Source organism: Mesorhizobium sp. M2E.F.Ca.ET.209.01.1.1, from assembly GCF_004010375.2.
Taxonomy (GTDB): Bacteria; Pseudomonadota; Alphaproteobacteria; order Rhizobiales; family Rhizobiaceae; genus Mesorhizobium.
Window position 1 is genome coordinate 1 of record NZ_SADP02000105.1, and the last position, 509, is coordinate 509.

The window sequence follows — 509 nt, forward strand, 5'->3', positions numbered from 1 at the left end:
GCCCCTCGAAGCCGTGCACGTCGGGCATGCTGAGGTCGAGAAGCGCAAGGTCGAAAGGCTTGGCGTCGGCCAACAGATCCAGCGCCTCGGCAATCGACCGTGCCTCGACCGTATCGACCTCGGGATAAGCCATCTGCACGGCACTGTGCAGCGCCTCGCGAAACAGCGGATGGTCGTCGATGATGAGGAACCGGGCACGATCGGTAGGGGCTGTCATAGGGCTCGTTCCGGTTTACCGGGCACACCATAGTCTCCTGACTGTGGCCGGATTATTGGCAAATAGTCTATCGCCTGTTGACGGGATTCATCGCTGCAAAAAATGATGGGAAGCCTTAGTTCTTTATCCAGCCGCGGCAAAGCCCGTGCTTTATGAAAAACGACGCCTTGCCCGACCCCCGAAATCGGCCGAATGTGCCGTCATCAAACTCAGAGATCGCCATGACCGCCTTTGTCCTTGCCGTGCCGCCAACGCCTTCCGTCGCCATTGCCGGCTCCAGCGCACGCTTTAC

General features: G+C 59.3%; 1 protein-coding gene. It reads right to left on the reverse strand.

The window, feature by feature from the left end; translation table 11 throughout:
• Positions 1-217 (reverse strand): response regulator (locus EN852_RS34795; RefSeq protein ID WP_135879591.1); only part of this gene is annotated, 217 nt, incomplete at its 3' end.
• Between the last annotated feature and the right edge of the window lie 292 nt (positions 218-509).